This window comes from Gymnodinialimonas mytili, assembly GCF_037544085.1.
Classification (GTDB): domain Bacteria; phylum Pseudomonadota; class Alphaproteobacteria; order Rhodobacterales; family Rhodobacteraceae; genus Gymnodinialimonas; species Gymnodinialimonas mytili.
On sequence record NZ_JBBIFW010000001.1, the window covers coordinates 361,428 to 377,760 of the forward strand.

The 16,333-nt window shown below is 61.3% G+C and carries 14 protein-coding genes; 2 read left to right on the forward strand and 12 right to left on the reverse strand.

The genetic code is table 11. The annotated features are described in order from the left end of the window. Nucleotides 1–70: 70 nt before the first annotated feature. The 5 genes from V8J82_RS01835 to V8J82_RS01855 form a co-directional block, all read right to left on the reverse strand. Entirely contained in the window at nucleotides 71–928 is an 858-nt protein-coding gene (locus tag V8J82_RS01835; protein WP_339971544.1) for an ABC transporter permease, read from the reverse strand. A 6-nt stretch (nucleotides 929–934) separates the two neighbouring features. Then, a complete protein-coding gene (locus tag V8J82_RS01840; RefSeq protein WP_339971546.1) occupies nucleotides 935–2,554 on the reverse strand; it encodes an ABC transporter permease in 1,620 nt (539 codons plus the stop codon). Next, the gene (locus V8J82_RS01845; protein ID WP_339971548.1) at nucleotides 2,551–2,841 is read right to left on the reverse strand and encodes a DUF1330 domain-containing protein; all 291 of its coding nucleotides are present in this window, start codon (nucleotides 2,839–2,841) and stop codon (nucleotides 2,551–2,553) included. Before V8J82_RS01845 ends, V8J82_RS01840 begins: the two co-directional genes overlap by 4 nt. Nucleotides 2,842–2,908: 67 nt before the next feature. Beyond that, nucleotides 2,909–4,024 (reverse strand): extracellular solute-binding protein, encoded by a 1,116-nt coding sequence (locus V8J82_RS01850; protein ID WP_339971550.1) that lies wholly within the window; start codon nucleotides 4,022–4,024, stop codon nucleotides 2,909–2,911. Nucleotides 4,025–4,079: 55 nt separating this feature from the next. Next, nucleotides 4,080–5,177, reverse strand: a complete 1,098-nt coding sequence (locus tag V8J82_RS01855) for an ABC transporter ATP-binding protein (protein WP_339971552.1) — start codon at nucleotides 5,175–5,177, stop codon at nucleotides 4,080–4,082. 441 nt (nucleotides 5,178–5,618) lie between these two features. Between V8J82_RS01855 and V8J82_RS01860 the strand changes: the two genes are divergently transcribed. Next, nucleotides 5,619–5,840, forward strand: a complete 222-nt coding sequence (locus V8J82_RS01860) for a hypothetical protein (protein WP_339971554.1) — start codon at nucleotides 5,619–5,621, stop codon at nucleotides 5,838–5,840. 60 nt (nucleotides 5,841–5,900) lie between these two features. Continuing rightward, the gene (locus V8J82_RS01865; protein WP_339971556.1) at nucleotides 5,901–7,784 is read left to right on the forward strand and encodes an SLC13 family permease; all 1,884 of its coding nucleotides are present in this window, start codon (nucleotides 5,901–5,903) and stop codon (nucleotides 7,782–7,784) included. A gap of 12 nt (nucleotides 7,785–7,796) precedes the next feature. On the opposite strand, the gene V8J82_RS01870 is transcribed toward V8J82_RS01865, so the two are convergent. The 7 genes from V8J82_RS01870 to V8J82_RS01900 are packed head-to-tail and all read right to left on the reverse strand — an operon-like array spanning nucleotide 7,797 to nucleotide 16,237. Then, nucleotides 7,797–9,170, reverse strand: coding sequence for a M81 family metallopeptidase (locus V8J82_RS01870; protein WP_339971558.1), 1,374 nt, complete (start codon nucleotides 9,168–9,170; stop codon nucleotides 7,797–7,799). After that, complete coding sequence (locus V8J82_RS01875; RefSeq protein WP_339971560.1) at nucleotides 9,167–11,074, reverse strand: beta-N-acetylhexosaminidase; 1,908 nt, start codon at nucleotides 11,072–11,074, stop codon at nucleotides 9,167–9,169. The genes V8J82_RS01870 and V8J82_RS01875 overlap by 4 nt, the downstream gene beginning before the upstream one ends. Continuing rightward, complete coding sequence (locus tag V8J82_RS01880; protein ID WP_339971562.1) at nucleotides 11,071–12,153, reverse strand: N-acetylglucosamine-6-phosphate deacetylase; 1,083 nt, start codon at nucleotides 12,151–12,153, stop codon at nucleotides 11,071–11,073. The genes V8J82_RS01875 and V8J82_RS01880 overlap by 4 nt, the downstream gene beginning before the upstream one ends. Next, complete coding sequence (locus V8J82_RS01885; RefSeq protein WP_339971564.1) at nucleotides 12,147–13,397, reverse strand: class II D-tagatose-bisphosphate aldolase non-catalytic subunit; 1,251 nt, start codon at nucleotides 13,395–13,397, stop codon at nucleotides 12,147–12,149. The genes V8J82_RS01880 and V8J82_RS01885 overlap by 7 nt, the downstream gene beginning before the upstream one ends. Next, on the reverse strand, nucleotides 13,384–14,298 hold the full coding sequence (locus tag V8J82_RS01890) for an ROK family protein (RefSeq protein WP_339971566.1): 915 nt from the start codon (nucleotides 14,296–14,298) through the stop codon (nucleotides 13,384–13,386). Before V8J82_RS01890 ends, V8J82_RS01885 begins: the two co-directional genes overlap by 14 nt. Further along, entirely contained in the window at nucleotides 14,295–15,365 is a 1,071-nt protein-coding gene (locus tag V8J82_RS01895; protein ID WP_339971568.1) for an AgaS family sugar isomerase, read from the reverse strand. The genes V8J82_RS01890 and V8J82_RS01895 overlap by 4 nt, the downstream gene beginning before the upstream one ends. Further along, nucleotides 15,362–16,237 carry a DeoR/GlpR family DNA-binding transcription regulator gene (locus V8J82_RS01900; RefSeq protein ID WP_339971570.1) on the reverse strand — a complete coding sequence of 292 codons (876 nt, stop codon included), beginning with the start codon at nucleotides 16,235–16,237 and terminating at the stop codon, nucleotides 15,362–15,364. Before V8J82_RS01900 ends, V8J82_RS01895 begins: the two co-directional genes overlap by 4 nt. Between the last annotated feature and the right edge of the window lie 96 nt (nucleotides 16,238–16,333).

Genomic DNA, 16,333 nt, shown 5'->3' on the forward strand with positions numbered 1-16,333 from the left:
ATGGAACGCCGAGCACCTACCTATACAAATTGACCCAATCTCGGGCGAACGATGTCAAAACCATGATGGGTTAACTCGGGCTCATCCCGCGCAACCGCTCTGACCGGCGCCGCAGCAATTCCACCACCGTCAACAGAATGATCGAAACTGCGACCAGGATCGTGGCTGTGGCCAGGATCACCGGGCTGATCTGTTCGCGCAGGCCGGTGAACATCTGCCAGGGCAAGGTCTGTTGCGCGGCGGAGCCCACAAAGATCACCACCACAACCTCGTCAAACGAGGTGATGAAGGCAAACAAGCCGCCCGAGATGACGCCGGGCAGGATCAGGGGCATCTGGATGCGGAAGAACGTGGTGACCGGGTTGGCCCCTAAATTTGCCGCGGCCCGTGTCAGCGACCGATCGAAGCCCACCAAGGTGGCTGTGACGGTGATGATGACAAAAGGAATGCCTAAGGCGGCATGGGCCAGCACAACGCCCCAATAGGTGCCCTGAAGGCCCACACGGCTATAGAAAAAATACATCCCAGCCGCCGAGATGATCAGCGGCACAATCATCGGCGAGATCAGGATTGCCATGATCGCACCCTTCAACGGCACATGGCTTTGGCTCAGCCCGATCGCTGCAAGCGTGCCCAGGCTGACAGACAAAAGCGTCGCGACCGGCGCGATACGGACCGAATTCCACAACGCTTGCTGCCAGTCGGGATTGGTGAAGAAATCCCGATAATGGCGCAGGCTGTAGGCCTCGGGGTCCAATGCAAGCATACCCGGCGTGAACGTAAAGAAGTTCTCGGCATTGAAGCTGAGCGGAATGATGATCAGGATCGGTGCGATCAGGAAAAAGAAGATCAACCCACAAAGTACGCGAAATCCGTAGAACCAGATCCGCTGGCCGAGCGTCGCGTAGGGCGGTAATTTGGTATCCATGGCGCGTTACCCCAGCTTCACATTGTCGATGCCCACGATCCGGTCGTAGAGCCAATAGAGCACCAGCACCAATGCCAGCAGGATCGAACCCAGGGCCGCCGCCAGGCCCCAGTTCAAGCTACTGGAGATGTGGAAGGCGATCCGGTTCGAGATGAACGTCCCCGTGCGTCCCCCGACCAGCTCGGGCGTGATGTAGTAACCAATCGCCAGGATGAAGACGAGGATACAGCCCGCTCCAATCCCCGGAACGCTTTGGGGGAAATAGACCCGGCGGAAGGCGGTGAAATTCGTTGCCCCCAACGATTTCGCGGCCCGCATATAGGAGGGCGGGATGGTCTTCATCACCGAGAACAGCGGCAAGATCATGAAGGGCAGCAGAATATGCGTCATGGCGATGACCGTGCCGAGCTGGTTGTTGATAAGAGCCAGCCGGGCGCCATCCGCCACCACGCCCAACCAAACCAGGACGTCATTCACCACACCTTGCTGTTGCAGCAGCACTTTCCAGGCGCTCGTGCGCACCAAAAGCGAGGTCCAGAAGGGCAAAAGAACAAGGATCAACAGCAGGTTCGAAGTGCGAGAGGGCAGGTTCGACAGCAAGTATGCCACCGGATATCCCAGCAATACGCACAACATCATAATCGCCAGTGACATCAGGATCGTTCGCTGGAACAGCAACAGATAGATGCGCTGATCTTCCGGCTGCGCCTCAACCCCTTGTGGGGTCAATTGTAGATCGATCGCAGCCAGAAAATATCCCGCCGTGTAGGGATCGGAGAATGCGTCGATGGTCGCCCAGATCTCAAGATCAAGCCAATCGTCATCGATATCCTCAAAGGCGGCGCGCGGGCCAAGCCCGTCGAAATCCTGCGCCGCGATCGCGGCGGCTTGGATCAAATCGGCGTTTGGCCCATCATACCCGGTCTGATCGAGCAGTGTCAGATCGCGCCAAAGGGCGAGATAGAAGGTGTTCCAGGGCTCCTCCGCCGCAGGATTGTCATCGTCGAGCTGTTGGATCGTCAGCGCGAAGGACCGGTACGCATCCGCAGATTCCGGCAGGAATTGCCGGGCCTGTGCATTCGATGCGAACCGCTCCCCGGGTCCGTCCAGATCCGCACTTTGCGCCACGACCCAATCGGGGTCGCCGTAAATCGCAGCCAAGGTCGCTGGATCTTCCCACATCGGATCCAGATCGTGAAATTGCTCGGCGAAGTCCTCGCCGACATCGTCCACCCCGCGCCCGGTGCGGCGAAACAGCGATGACATGCCCGTTGTCTCATAGTTCAAACGGGATCCGAGCCGCGTGTGCAGCCGCCGCTCGGAAGCCTCCATCACGTCATAGGCCAGCGCCGCATAAACCGCATCCGACGGAAGATCTGACGGATCCCAGTCTTCAAGTGCGATCACCGTGCGGGGCAGCGTCTCGGACACGATCTGATTTTCGACCGATCGAAACAGCATGTCCACGATCGGGGCGATAAAGGTGACGAGGATAAACACCAAAAGCGGCGCGATCAGCGCCAGCGCACGCAGCTTTTGCGCGCGCAGGGCCCGCGCCAAAGACCGCTTCAACGGCGTGCCGTCGGCGGCAAGCATCGGTCCGTTTTGAGAGGCCGCGTCGCTCATTCGGTGCCTTCCACCACCAAAATCACGCTATCGGCAGTGCGGCGCCGGATCTCCGCCACCTCCTGATACTCGGGGTCGTTATAGGCCGCCATCGCAGCATCATAGCTTTCGAATTCAAAAACCACGTGACGCTGAAAGGTCTCGCCTTCCATGATTTCGGATTTGCCACCGCGCACAATCGGTTTGGCCCCATTCCGCAGCAGGATCGGCGTATCGAGCCGGATGTATTCCTGGTAGCCTTCCGGATCGTTCACCGTGATGTGGCCGATAATATAGCCTTTGGGCATCTTGCGCCTCTTTGGTTTGGGATGCCGGGGCGACAGGCTCCGCCCCGGCAGGGATCACAGGATCAGGTTACTGAACCAGCCAGGCCTGGAACCGCGAATCCAGATCATCGCGATAATCGGCCCACCACAGGTAGTTGTTAACAAAGGTGTTTTCGGCGTTGTTCGGATCAGTCGGCATATGAGGCGCCATATCGATACCCAATTCGGCATGTTGACCCACCAGCGGCGCTGACGAGGCCCGCGCCGGACCGTAGGAGATATAGGCCGCCTGATCTGCCAGGCGCTGCGTGTCGGTCGCGAATTCGACGAAATCCAGAACCCGCGCCAAACGATCCTCAGGCAGACCGTTGGGGATCACCCAACCGTCCAGATCCAACATCTGCCATTCCCATGCCATTGCGATGGGTTGGCCCTGCTCTTCAATCGCCGAGAACCAGCGTCCGTTGAACGAGGTCGCCATCACAACCTCACCATCCGCCAAAAGCTGTACCGCTTCGGCCGCCGATGACCACCAGATCGTTTGATCCTTGATCGTGTCGAGCATGGCGAAGGCTTGCGCGATGCCTTCCTCGGTCTCCAGCACGTCATAGACGTCTTCATAGGCAACGCCATCGCACAGCAGCGCCCATTCCATATTGGCAATCGGCTGACGGTTCAGTGCACGCTGACCGGGATAGGTCTCAAGATCGAACAGGTCGCAGGCGCCCTGGGGCGGCTCCGCACCCTCGGGCATCAGATCTGTGCGATAAGCAGCAACGGTCGAAAAGACGATCTGCGGAATGAAGCAATCAGACACCAGCATGTCGCCGAAATCATCGGTGGCCGAGGTGCCATCGGGGGCCGCGGCCAGAATCTCGTCGGGATCGATCTCCATCGCCAGGCCCTCATCGCACAGGCGGATCGCGTCAGCGGCTTCCACATCGACCAGGTCCCAGGTGATGTTGCCCGCCTCTTCCATGGCGCGCAGGCGCGCAACGGCTTCGGGGGAGCTTTCGTCCCAGATCACCTCAACGCCCGGATTCATCTCCTGGTAGGGATCCGAATAGGCGTTGATCTGACTGGATTGATAGGCGCCGCCCCAGGACACAAGGGTCATGGAATCGGCCATATGGCCATCGGCAATCGCGCCGGTGGCAGCCAGCGTTGCGCCGGTTGTCAAAAGCATCAAGCTTTTCAATTTCATGTGGTTTCTCCTTGGTTGGACTTCTTTTTTTGATCTTTGGATTTGGCCAAAGGCCTTAGGCATCGAGCGCGCGGCAATCCTGTGGACGCCAGCCGATCTCGATCTGCTCTCCCGGGGTCAGTCTGCGCTGATCGGGGGCATTTCGGGTTTTGATGATGAAATCATCCGTCCCAGCAACACTCAGGCGGGTGCGGTAGATATCCCCCATATAAATGAATTCCTTCACCTCCGCCTTCAACGTATGGGCATTTTCGGGCAGGCGGTCGCGGTTCATTTCGACACGTTCGGGACGGATCGACACTTGGGTTTTTTCGCCCACGGCACTGACATTGACCGGCACCGCATCGATGACCTCACCGCCATCCAGGGTGACCTCGCACATCGTATCGTCGATCTTGCTGACATTCCCGGTCAGGGTGTTGTTCTCTCCGATGAACTGGGCAACGAAACTGTTCTGCGGCTGTTCATAGAGCGTATCGGGTGCAGCCAATTGTTGAATGCGGCCATCGTCGAACACAGCCACGCGGTCGCTCATGGTCAACGCTTCGGTCTGGTCGTGGGTCACATAGACCGTCGTGATCCCCAATTCATGGGCCAGATTGGTGATCTCGAATTGCAAGGTCTCGCGCAATTGCTTGTCGAGGGCGCCCAACGGCTCGTCCATCAACACCAATTCGGGCTCAAACACCAATGCGCGGGCGAGGGCGATCCGCTGTTGCTGTCCACCCGATAGCTGCGCCGGGCGTCGCCCGATGAAATCACGCATCTGCACCATATCCAGCGCGCGCAGGATCTTGTCCTCGCGCTCCGATTTCGCCATGCCGCGCACTTCCAGCGGAAAGGCGAGGTTCTCGCCCACCGTCATATGCGGAAACAGCGCGTAGTTTTGAAACACCATCCCGATGCCGCGCTTATGGGGCGGGATATTGTTGATCGGCTTGCCGTCGAGCGTAATTTCGCCGTGGGTCGCCGTTTCAAACCCGGCCAGCATCATCAGGCAGGTTGTCTTGCCCGACCCAGATGGGCCTAGCATGGTCAGGAATTCGCCCTTCGCGATGGACAGATTGAGGTCCTTGACCACCAGAATCTCACCATCATAGCTTTTCTGCACGCGTTCAAAGGCGACGAACGCCGACGTCCCGTTTGAGGTCAAACGCCTCTCCCCTGTTGTCTTGCGCTTATTGCAGCCCGTTTGTGCAGGCCGATGCGCTGTTACGTGACCTTAGTCGCCGATGGGCCTCGGTTTCAACCATTCTGCACGCGTGCGGGGAATTGAGATGCGTTTCGTCGGGATCGAGCCGTTTTGGTGGGCAATTGGCCCAAGAATGCTTAGCCATTCAGGCAAATCGCCAAAAACCTTTCAGCGCACCCCGTGTCCCGCGACCAAAGACACCGTTGGTCTTGGCGGGATGGCAAAACGCTGACCCTTTGCCCAAGTGACGGCGCAAACCCGAGAGCCAGCCAGAAAACTGTCGGCTGCATAGCGCAGGCAGGCTTTCGCAATTGCTGGTCAGGACATGACCGCGTCTGACGCGACTATGGTCGCTGGTATCGCCATAGGGATTTCACCGTCGGACAAGACAAAAACCGCCAAGTGGCATGCGATCCCTTTGACCCATCGGCCATCGGGCGCACCGCCATTGTCATCGCACACCGATTACTGAGCCTCCGAGACGCTGACCTGATCGTCGTGCTGGAGGTCGGCCACCTGATCGAAGACAGCTTGCAAGCCGAACTCTCGGCCCGAAATGGCGCCTATGCCCGCCTTCGCGGACGGCAAATGTTCTGTGAAGACACATGGCATGCACATAAGTGAAGCGTCACATTATTGCGCCTCCACACCTCCCTGTATAAGAATTGAACCGGGAGGCCGCACTTGGAAGAAATACGTCTTACGTTGGAAATGTCGGTGGTGCTTGGCCTGCTGGCATTCACGGTCTTTTTGTTTGTCTCAGAAATCGTACGGGTGGATCTGGCCGCGATCATGGTCATGGTCTTGCTGGGGCTTCTCAGTCAGCTCCCGGCCTTGTCGAACCTGGCCGATGTCAGCGTCCTGTTCAACGGGCTGGCCAGCAACGCCGTCGTGTCGATCATCGCGGTGATGATCATCGGCGCGGGCCTGGACAAGACCGGATTGATGAGCAAGGTCGCCGCGCTGATCCTCAGGCATGGCGGACGGACCGAACGGCGTATCATTCCGATCATCTCTGGCACAGTTGGGGTCATCTCTTCGTTCATGCAAAATGTAGGGGCCGCCGCCCTGTTTTTGCCAGTGGTCAGCCGGATCTCCGTACGTACGGAATTGCCGCTGAGCAGGTTGCTGATGCCGATGGGGTTTTGCGCGATCCTTGGCGGCACCATGACAATGGTAGGCTCATCCCCCCTTATCCTGCTGAATGACCTGTTGCTCAGCGCGAACCAGACCCTTGCCGAAGATCAGCAAATGCGGCCCTTTGGGCTGTTCTCGGTCACGCCTATCGGTGTGTCGCTGGTGCTGACGGGGATCTTGTACTTCACGTTGTTCGGCCGCTGGGTCTTGCCCAGCGGGCAACGGGGCCAAGACGCGACAAGCGGGCAATCCCTGAAGGATTACCTAAAAACCATCTACGGCCTGAAGACCGATATTTTCGAGATTACCATCCCGGAGGATCATTCCTGCGTCGGCGACACTTTCGACGAGGTGATGCAGCGCTATCATGTGTACATCATCGGCAGTGCGTATCGCGGGAAGCGTTGGTTTGCGCCCGTCATTCAAACGCAGATCGAGGCCCCCTGCCGCATCGCCGTCCTTGGCCGTGAAAAGGTCGTGCGCCAGATGGCAGAGGAAGGTGGCTATATTCTGCATGACCGTCTGGATGTGTTTGCCGAGGATTATGCGCCCACGAAGTCGGGCGTCGCCGAGATGGTGGTTCCGCCCGGCTCATCCGTGATCGGCAAATGCGCCCATGATCTGGTCTTTCGCAAGACCTATGGCGCCAGTCTATTGGCGATCCATCGCGACGGCGAAACGCTCAGCTATGTCGATACGGAGGAGCACGAGCCAACGGCAGTGGGCGAGGTGCCATTCCATGCGGGCGACACATTGGTCATCCACTCCACATGGGAGGCGCTGACCCGGCTGACCAAGGATCGCGACTTCGTGGTGGTGACCACAGATTTCCCGCAAGAGGAATTGCGCCCGAAGAAAGTCGGTTGGGCATTGCTGTTTTTCCTGATCTCGATATCCCTGATCATCTTCACAGATATGCGGTTGTCACTATGCCTTTTGACGGGCGCGGTTGGCATGGTGCTGACCAAGGTGCTGGACATCGATGACGCCTACCGTGCGGTCAGTTGGAGCACGGTATTCCTGCTCGCCTCTTTGATCCCGCTGGGTCAGGCCGTGCAAAATACCGGCACTGCCGGGTGGATCGCGCAACAGGTGCTGTCGCTGCTGGAGGGTTGGCCGATCTGGTCGCTACAGGCGGGGATCGCCGTTCTGGCCACGGTATTCACCTTGATCATGTCAAATGTCGGGGCCACTGTTTTGCTGGTGCCACTCGCCATTTCAATCGCCATTGCCGCGGGCGGCGATCCCGCGATTTTCGCCTTGACCGTGGCTATCGCCACGTCGAACTCCTTCATCATCCCCACCCATCAGGTGAATGCACTGATCATGGGCCCGGCGGGGTATCGCGTGGTCGACTTCATGAAAAGCGGCGGGGTCATGACGATCCTGTTTCTGATCGTCTCGCTGTCGGTGATGAACCTGCTTTTCTAGCGAGCTGTACCATCATTCATACGCCGACCAGTCGAAATCGCGCTGCATTGGCCAGGTCGGTCTGGGACGATGGTGGTTCGGCAACGCCGCGATGTCCTGGTTCACAGCCCCATCGGTCAGGGCCATGATCTGCCTGCGCGGCAAAGCCCGCAGATCGGGGGAGAGATAGCCGGATTTCACCACCAGCAGCCGAATGGCGTCCAGGTCCAAGCCAAGACCGTCAAAATCCTCCAGATTGTGGAACGGGCGTCGTTTTTCCGAGATCACCACAGTCACGCCACCGACCTGCGCCACCGCGCAGTCCATCGCGAAGCGCACGCCTTCGATCTGCAAACGGACACACGGGCCCCCGCCGCCAAGGCTGCCACCGGTGTCAATCTGGCGTCCGCCCGCCTGGAGCGCCGAGAATGCCGCGGGGTCGGCAATCCCGACCAAAGCCGCGCCTTCGACATTGCTGCGCAGCAATGCCTCGAGCACATCCGCACGGTCCCCGACGCCGCCGCCGGTGGGGTTATCGCCGCTATCGGCCAGGATACCGCCGTCGGGCAGCGCCGCGAGGGCTTCATCCAGCGGCAGGCTGTCCATATCGAAGGTCAGATCGTGGCGCGCATCCCAATAGCTTTGCGCGATGTCATCCGCCGCCGCCTGCCCCGCCGCGGCATCCGTAGCCGTCACAACAGCCGCCGCCGTCGCGCGGGGAATGTCGGCCCAGACATAGCCGATCATCAAGTTGGCATCCCAGATGCCGGGGCGCGCATCATGCTCTGGCAAGGCCGCGTAAAGGCTCGCGCAGGGCTCGACAAAGGTGGACGACATTTCACCTGACATCAGCAGCGGTACCGCCCGCCGATAAACAGACGGCCGCGGGCCACCCTGCAGCGCGCGCGCCAACATGGCCGCCGCGCGGCGATGGGTTTCGGCCACATCCACATGGGGCGCAGTCCGGTAGGCGGCGAAGATGTCCAGCGCGTCGGTCAAATGTGCCGTGATTTGCCCGTGCAGATCGAACGAGCCTGCAAGCATCGCCTCTGGCCCGATGATATCGCGGATATCATTGATCAGCTCGCCCTCAGGGTCACCAATCCCAGGCACAAACATCGCGCCATGCATCAATAGAAGCACAGCATCGAGCGGCATCGCGTCTTTGATCGCCGTCAACAACGCGTCGCGCTGCGCGGCATAGGTCTCGGGCGCGACCGGCCCGCCGGGCACCGAGCGATCCTGAAACAGAGGCAGCGGCGTGAGACCTTCAGCGTCGAAGTCAAAGGGGATCTGGGCAAGCAGATCCTCACCAACGATGCGCTTAAAGTCGGATGCCTGTTGAAAAAGCGGGTTCATGCTGGAGCATTCGGTGTGCAACCCGCCAATGGCGACCCGCTTGGTCATAGCTGCGGCACCAGATGGCGACGGGCACAGAATGACAACCAATCGCGCGCCTCTTGCGCGGTCCACCCTGCCTCCGCGATGGCGCCCAGACGCGGGAACATCATCGCATTCAGATGCGCGGTTGTCGGCAAATACTCGGTCCAGATACAGGCCTGCACCCCCAAAAGCCGCCCGGGGCCGTCCGGCAGGTCAGCGCCCGGATCATAGCAGTAGGTGGATTCAGGGTCGGCCAGACCCGCCCAACCGATCCCATAGCCATCCCAACCACCGCGCTGCATCATATCCAGGTAATAGGCCTGGCCGGGCGTCGCCACCACGTCGTAGCCGCGTCCGATCAACTCGGCCATCTTTGCCTTGTTGCGCCAGGCAAAAAGGATGGTGTCGTCGGGCGCAATCCCGCCGCCTTCGGCGCATTCATCCCAACCCGCCAAGGTCTTGCCCAAGCCAACGACCATCTTCTGTACGCGGCGCAAGAAATGGGCCTGCAATTCCATCGCACTGCTGAGGCCTTCGGCCTCGGCCAAAGCCCGCACCGCGGGGGAGTGACGCCAGGCTTTCTGTTCCACCTCGTCCGACCCGATATGCAGCACCGGCCCCGGAAACGTCTCAGCCGTTTCACGCAACAAAGCCTCGACCACCTCATAGCTGCGCGGCAAGGCGGGATTCAGGGCGTTGTTTGGAAAACCTTGGACCGAGCGATAGCTTTCCGGCGGCTCGTCCGGGTCGCGCAGGCCCTCGACTACATTCAGCAGCGCCGTCGCATGGCCCGGGATCTCAATCTCGGGCATGACCTGAATGCCCAGATCCGCCGCATAAGAGATGATTTCGGCCACCTGTTCGGCGCTATAGCTGACATTGCTGCCTTCGGGCCCGTCACCATATTGCGGGCGCAGATCGGAGTCGCGCCGCCTGTCATTGGCCAGCGCGTTCAGGCCTTGGAAAGCGCGCGACGGAAACCGCCACCCCTCATCCTCGGTGCCATGCCAGTGGAACCAATTCATCTTCAGCCAGGCCATGATGTCGAGCAGGCGCTTGATCGTTTCGATCCCATGGAAACTGCGCACGACGTCCAGATGGCATCCGCGCCAATCAAAGCGTGGCGCATCGTTGATTTGCCCGCCTTTCGGCTGCCGAAACGCCGGATCGATCAGCGCCGCATGGCCAATCTGCGCCAGGGTGACCATGCCGTGCCGCAGCCCATCCGCATCTTTGTGGCGCAGGCTGACCTCTGACCCGAACTCCAAAACGAAAGCGCCCGGGTCGAGGCCCCGATCCTCCGCCGCGACGACCGCGACCGTATCGTGGCGCGCCTTGATCTGAAACGGCGACGGCTCGGTTGGGAACAAGCGGCGATGCAACGCGGCAACTTGCGCCATCGCTTTGCCGGTGGTGTCATTGGCGGGCGCATAGCGGTGCGGCCTGTCCCACCAATCCTCAACCGAGACCGCACGGGGCCATGGGAGCAGACCAAGCGGCAGCTCAATCCGTCCGGCAGGAAGCGCAGCGGGCGTGGCATCGTGGGTTTTCGAGGGTGAGACATCGCCCACATCCATCACAATCGTCGTGCCAGATGCATCTTCAAGCCAAGCCGTGATTGCGCCCCGCGCGCGCGCCGTTGCGGGATAGGCCATGCCGCGCAGCGTCACCTCATGCTGCGCTCCCGCTTTGATCTGCGTGTCCAGCGCGATGGCCGTGTAGCTGCCGAGCGTCTCGACAAAGCAGCCCCCGGTCACACGCACCGCGCCTGCGGGCGCCGCCAATGGGCGCATCACCCCCGTATAGGCGAACCGCACAGCGTCGATATCCTCGCCGCTGAAATTGAAGATGGTGAAGCGGATACCACCCCCCGGCGCATCCGCCTCGGCTTCGGACAAGGCGGCTTGGTCCAAGAAAAATTGGCTCATTGCTCTGACACCATCCGCTCGAACTCGGCATCGAAACACAAAAACGCCTCCCCTTCAGGCGCGATGATTTGCGGGGGCAGACCCAGAGCGGCGCGCGGACGGTCACTGACCATCGCGCAGGCCAGATCCAGGGGCAGCCCGGCCGGACCGGCCAGGTTCGCCAGGGATTGCGCCATGTCGATATGCGCTCCGGCCAGAGAGCCCTCATCATTAACCAAACGTCCCTCCTGCACCTCGATCCGGCGCCCATAAAGCGTGAAGTGATCGGGCCCGCCGACGGTTGGCATGGCATCGGACACCGCAAAGGTCGGCCCGGGTCGTGCACGGACCGCGATGCGCAGCATATCCCAATCCACGTGGATGCCATCGGCGATGATGCCCGCCGGGCAATCGGCGTTCAGCGCCACGCCCAATAGGCCCGGATCGCGCGAGGTCATCGGCGGCATCGCATTATAGAGATGCGTGAAGCACCCTGCCCCGGCGGCCAACGCGGCTCGCGTGGCCTTGGCGCTGGCAGCGGAATGGCCGATGGAAACCAGCGCGCCGGTGTCCACCAGACGGGTGAGCAGATCCAGCGGCGCCATTTCGGGCGCGAGTGTGATCTTCACGCGGATCCCCTCGTTGCGCAGCGCCTCGACCAGAGTAACGGTCCAGGCGTCGAGCGGGCGAATATGACCAGCGTCATGGGTCCCACGGCGCGCTTCAGCGATATGCGGCCCTTCAAGATGGATGCCAAGAATGCGCGGATCGTCCCGTCGGGTGCGCACGGCGTCGGCGGCCGCCTCCATCACCTCGGCGGTGTCGGTGATCACGGTGGGCAACAACGCACCGGTGCCCAGCTGCCCGTGGGCGTCGGCGATCGCGTCGAGCCCTTCGGGTGTCGGGTCGGCGTTGAACAGCACCCCACCGCCGCCATTGACCTGCAGATCCGTCAAGCAGGGCATAATCAAATGTGCCATCCGATCAGGTGTATCACCGCCCAAGGGGCGGACCGCGCGCACAGCGCCGTCCTGCCAATCCACCGCCATGTCGCGGGCCAATGCGCCGCCCGACCAAAGAAATCGCGCCCCGATCAGCATGGGGACGCCTCATAGTAAGGCAGCAGCGCCCGCTGCACATGGGCCACGAGGATGGCCTGCGGCCAGGGCAGATCCAACCCTTCAGCCCGTTGAAGCGTCGCCTCGGGCACATATTGCGTGACCAAGGCTCGAGGCAAATGCGCGTCCGCCAAGGCCCCATGCAATTCTGCCACCGCGCCCTGCGCCTCGGGCGTTGCCCAGTAATATCGAATGCGGTCGGCCAGGCCGAAATGGCGCAGCAAGGGCTGATCTACTGGATAGTGACCGCGCCAGTGATCGGGGTGCGCCTCCATCAGCGCGCCCATGACACGGGGCAGGTCCACGGGCCGATCCAGCCATCCGGCCAGATGCGACAGCGCATAGGCCGCTTCGCGCCAGGCGAAGGTCAGCGCTGGACCGACCTTGAGGATCGCAAAGCGCCGCCGGGCCAATTCGGCGAAAACGTTCGGATGCTGGTAATCGGTGGAATGCGCCTCGAAACAGAGCAGCGGATGCGGATCGAGCACCGACGACAGATGATCCGGCGCGGCCGGATCGAAGTGGTCCACGTGGTCCGGGCCGAATTCGACGCCGGGCTGCACCACCAACGCGCGCACACGGTCGAAGGCCGCGTCCAGACCCGCCGCCGCAAAAGCCTCGGCATGGGCGGTCAGGGTGGCGGTCGCACGATCAGGTGGCGTCGGATCGATCCCGGCATGGCCCTCGCGTGCGCCGCCGGGGGGCGGCACCTCGGTCCCGATGATATAGCGCAAGGCGCCCGGATCAGGCGCATGGGTCTCGGCCACATTGGCCAGAAACGCAGCGCGGGCGGCGGCTGGACCATCGGACAATTGCGCGGGTTCACCGGTGCAGCCTTCCGAGCAATCCAGGTGAATCTTGGTGAATCCCGCCTGCACATAGGCCGCAATCATCGCCTCAGCCTCGGCCATGGCCTCATCCGGGGGCGCGCTTTTCCAGGCCTGCGGGCCTAGGTGATCTCCGCCCAAAATCATCCGATCGGCATCAACGTTTAACGCCTTGGCCCGTGCGCGCTGAGCCGCCAGAAAATCGGATGGGGTCTGGCCCGTATAGCCGCCCTGATGGTTGACCTGGTTCGACGTCGCCTCGACCAGTAACGTCCGGTCCAATTCCGCGGCCAGGAGCAAGGCGGCGGTCAGCACATCGCCATGGGCCGAGCAGATCGACGGCAATGGCGGGCCGCCGGCGGTTCGGTTGGCGGTGATGATCCGGTCAAGCTCTGACACGCATATGCTCCTTCGCGACAAGCGCCGCCCCGCGTGCGCCCGATGTGTCGCCAAACCGCGCGGTCACGATCTGCGGCCGCGGCGCATCCGACAGGCCGCGGCGCGCAAGGCTGGATGTCAGACGATCCGCACAATCGGGCAGGTTCGACAGCCCGCCGCCCAAGATGATCCGGTCGGGCGCCAAGGTGATCTGAATTGCATATAAGGCATCAGCGGCCAAGTCGGCCCAAATCTCCAGCACCGCTTGCGCCTCAGCGCTTTGGTCAGCGGACAGCTCTTGCGGTGTCAACGCACGGCCCAGCCGCAGCTGGGCCAAATGCGACAGGCCGGGACCGGCCACGTAGGTTTCAACACAGCCTTCTTGGCCACAGCCACAGCGCAAGACCGGCAGATCGTGGCGCGCAAGGGTTGCGGCGGTCAGGCCCAGATGGCCGATCTCGACCGCCAGCCCTCCGTGGCGATACGGCAACTGGCAATCCACACAAAGACCTGCCCCCACACCTGTGCCGATGATCAGGCCGACAGCATTGCGCGCTCCTTCGCCCGCACCGCCATTCGCCTCGGAATAAGTGAACGCCATGCAGTCGTTGAGAACGGAGATGTGGCGCCCCGTCGCGATCTCTAGCTCATGGGCAATCGCATAGCCGCTGGAGGGCAGGTTCGCCGCGAAGGACACGCCGCTATCCGGGTCGATCATGCCTGCAATGGATAGGCCAATCGGCATCGGGCCGCCGCCTTCGGCCTCTAACCAAGTCACAACCTGCGACAGCGCCGATAGAAGCGACGCAAAGCTGTCGGTTGGCGTCGGGATGCGATGCACGGCCAAGGTTTCGGCGCCCGCAGCATCGAACAGCCGCGCCTCGATCTTGGTGCCGCCCAGGTCGATCCCGCCCAATGTCATGGCAGCGGATATAGCGTCACGCCAGCCACAACGCGGCTCAGCCCCTGACCCTGGAACGGGTCATCCACATGCAGGCCAAGATCCGCAGACCACCGGGCGCTCAGCACCTGTGAGGGCAAAACGGCCAGAACCGCGTCGACACAAGCCTGCCCGGTGCCGCCATAGGCGATGTCACCGCCCGGCCCAATTGTCGTGACGCTGGCATCGGGGAATTGTTGTTTTAGTTCAGCAGCCAAATCCAGGTCATAAGCCCGCGAATGCGGATCTGGATGGAGCAGGATGTAAACCTGCGTTCCGTCTTCGATCGCGGCTTTCGGGCCGTGCCGAAACCCTAGCGAACTGTCCCAGATCGCCATGGTTTTGCCTGCGGTCAATTCCAACACTTTCAACGCGGATTCGCGCGCCACGAATTGCATCGCGCCGGTGCCCAGAAAGATTGCGCGATCCGGGCGTGGCCTGTCGGCCAGCATGGGCGCGGCCAGGATCGGCCCCGCCGCATCGGCGAGCTTCGGCAGTGCCTCCGATGCATCGATCTGCCCCAGCACCGCCAAAGCCGACAGCAGCATCGTTGTCACGCTAGAGGTCATCGCAAATCCCACATCATGGGTCGCCTCGGGCAAAACAAGCGCGCGGCTTTCGCCCGGCCCCGGCCCCTGCCGTGTCGCCAAGGCGCCATTCGGATTGCAGGTAATGTTCAGCCGATCAATGTCCGGGCGATGCGCATCCAGAATGTCCAACAAACCAACGCTTTCCGAACTATCGCCAGACCGCCCGAATTGTATCGACAAAATCCGCGCTTTCCGCGCAATCCAAGGCTTCGGGGCCGAGACGATATCGGTGGTCGAAGCTGGGATCAGCCGCAGGCCCGTTTGCGCTTCAGCCGCGGCGATCTGACCGATGAAGCTGGAACTGCCCGCGCCGGACAACCAGACCTCTTCTATGCCGCGCGATGTGATCCAACCGGACAATTCCGCAGCCTTCTCGGCAAGCGGCTCGGCCCAGGCGCGCCAGATCTCGGGCTGACGATGCGTTTCGGCCCAAGTTGCTGTCTGGTCCAATGGGGTCATTCCGCGGCCTCCTGGCTGTGGGGGTGGGCAATCTGGACCTGCAAACCGGTTTGGCGGATCGCCTCCAAATTGTCGTCGGTCTCATCGAGATTTGTCACGAGATGCGACAGCGCCTCAAACCCGCAAATGCGATGCAGGCTGGGTTTACCGAATTTGGTGCTGTCAGCTAGCGCAACGGCGCGCTCGGCCCCCGCCAATAGCGCCCGGTTGACCTGCGCCTCATCCTCGCGGAAGGTGCTGAGCCCGCTTTTGGGATCGATGCTATCGGCCCCCATGATCAGCGTATCAAAGCGGAACTCAGCCAGAGAGACCTCAACCAAACGCCCGCTCAGCGCCCGCGCATTAGGGCGAACCCGCCCGCCGGTCAGCATGACCTCATGGTGACCCTGGGTCAGAAGAATATGCGCCACGGTGAGGCTTGTGGTCATCACGGTCAGCGGCTGTGCCTCGGCCAGGCACTCCGCAAAGCATTCCGCGGTCGAGCCATTGTCGATCAGCAATGTCTGATCCCCCGCGATCAATGGCAAGGCCGCCTGCGCGATCAGCATCTTGGCGTCACGATTCACATTGCGGCGGTCCTGGGCCAGGGGTTCGACCAGACCGATCCCACGCCGATTTCGCGCATAGGCCAGCGCCAGGTCGATGCGGAAATCGGACAGACCACTATAGCCAAAACTTTGACAAAACCGAATCAATGTCGGCTCCGACGCATCCAGGCGCGCGCATAATTCTTTGCTGGAATCGCGAATAAACCGTTCGGGATCATCCGCCGCCGCCGCCGCAATCGCCTGCATCTTACGGGTCCCGCTGCCCCGAAGGGACGCGATCGCCGCAATCAGATCTTCGGGTTTTTCGGCCGCAGTCATGCGCATCCCAACTTGCAAATCTGCCCGCTCTTATAGCGAGTTTTCCAGTTGAACTCATTTTTCACTCCAAAAAAATAAGTTCAACTAAAAAATACATTTGCA